Consider the following 1,273-nt stretch of genomic DNA (forward strand, 5'->3'; position numbering starts at 1 on the left):
TCGCCCCTCCACCGTCGCCCCGGCGCAGGCCGGGGCCGCCATGTGGGACGCGAACCCCCTCCCCACACGACAAGCCACATAACCAACCCATGATCACCTCCCCCATCTGGCTCCCCGCCACCCTCCTCGCAGCACTCTTCCAACCCTGGCGCACCGCAATCCAGCGGCGCGTCAGCCACGACCTGTCGATCAACGCCGCCGGGCTGGTCCGCTACCTCTACGGCCTGCCCTTCGCGCTCGCGATGCTGGCGGCCTATCAGTTCGCCCTGTTCCCCGCCGCCTTCCCCACCCTAGGCCCGTGGTTCCTCGTCTATTGCATCGGCGGCGGCCTCGCCCAGATCGTCGCCACCAACCTCCTGCTGATGGCGTTCGACCAGCGCAATTTCGTCGTCGGCACCGCCTATTCGAAAACCGAAGCGGTGCAGGGCGCGCTGCTGTCGATCGTCCTGCTCGGCGAACATCTCGCTCCGCTAAGCTGGCTCGGTATCGCACTCGGCGTCGCGGGAGTGATGATCCTCTCTGCGGGCGGCAAGCGCATGACGCCCGGCGAACTCATCCGCGCGCTCGGTCAGCCCGGCGCGCGCTTCGGCATCGCCTCGGGCTTCTTCTTCGCACTCACCGCCATCGCGATACGTAGCGCCACGGTTCAGGTGGCGACTGCCGACCCGATCCGCGCCGCGCTGATCGTCCTCGCCGTCACCGTCGCGCTCCAGACCGTCATGCAGGGCGCGTTCCTCGTCTGGCGCGAGCGCGATCAGGTCGGCCCGGTGCTGCGCAGCTGGCGCGTCTCGGGTCAGGTCGGCCTGCTCTCCGCGCTCGGGTCGGCCTGCTGGTTTACCGGCTTCGCCACCGCGCCCGTCGCGCTGGTGCGCGTCGTCGGCCAGATCGAGGTCGCCTTCACCATCGCCTTCGGCCATTTCTATCTCGGCGAGCGTGTGTCGCGCAGCGAAGTCGCCGGGTTGCTGCTCGTCACCGCCGGAGTGGTCGCAGCGCTGGCGGGCACGCTCTAGCAATCTGCGCGCCGCTGGGTCACGATGCCGGTGGGGGGGAACGACGATGCGGCGACCACTATCGGAAGCAATCGCTCCCGGGCTCTCCAGCCTTCTCTTCATCGCCATCCCGCTCGGCATCCTGATCGCGACCGGATCGCTTAACTGGATCGGCTGGCTCAGCTTGGCGTTCGGAACGCTCGGCCTGTTCGCCAGCATCGCGCTGGTGATGGGCTGGACCATCGGCCCCCAGCCCCGCCCGCGGCGCAGCAAACCCTTCGCCC

General features: G+C 69.0%; 2 protein-coding genes. Both read left to right on the forward strand.

Annotation, left to right across the window (positions count from 1 at the left end; genetic code table 11):
* Positions 1-89 precede the first annotated feature (89 nt).
* Positions 90-1,010, forward strand: coding sequence for a DMT family transporter (locus tag AX681_RS18980; RefSeq protein WP_066655794.1), 921 nt, complete (start codon positions 90-92; stop codon positions 1,008-1,010).
* A 46-nt stretch (positions 1,011-1,056) separates the two neighbouring features.
* A partial coding sequence (locus tag AX681_RS18985; protein WP_197424328.1) for a hypothetical protein occupies positions 1,057-1,273 on the forward strand: 217 nt, incomplete at its 3' end.

Source organism: Sphingomonas sp. CCH9-E2, assembly GCF_001557215.1.
In the GTDB taxonomy this organism is placed as follows: domain Bacteria; phylum Pseudomonadota; class Alphaproteobacteria; order Sphingomonadales; family Sphingomonadaceae; genus Sphingomonas.

Excerpts from the sequence above, each read along its gene's own strand:
- AX681_RS18980 (WP_066655794.1), top strand. The coding sequence starts at position 90 with ATGATCACCTCCCCCATCTGGCTCCCCGCCACCCTCCTCGCAGCACTC.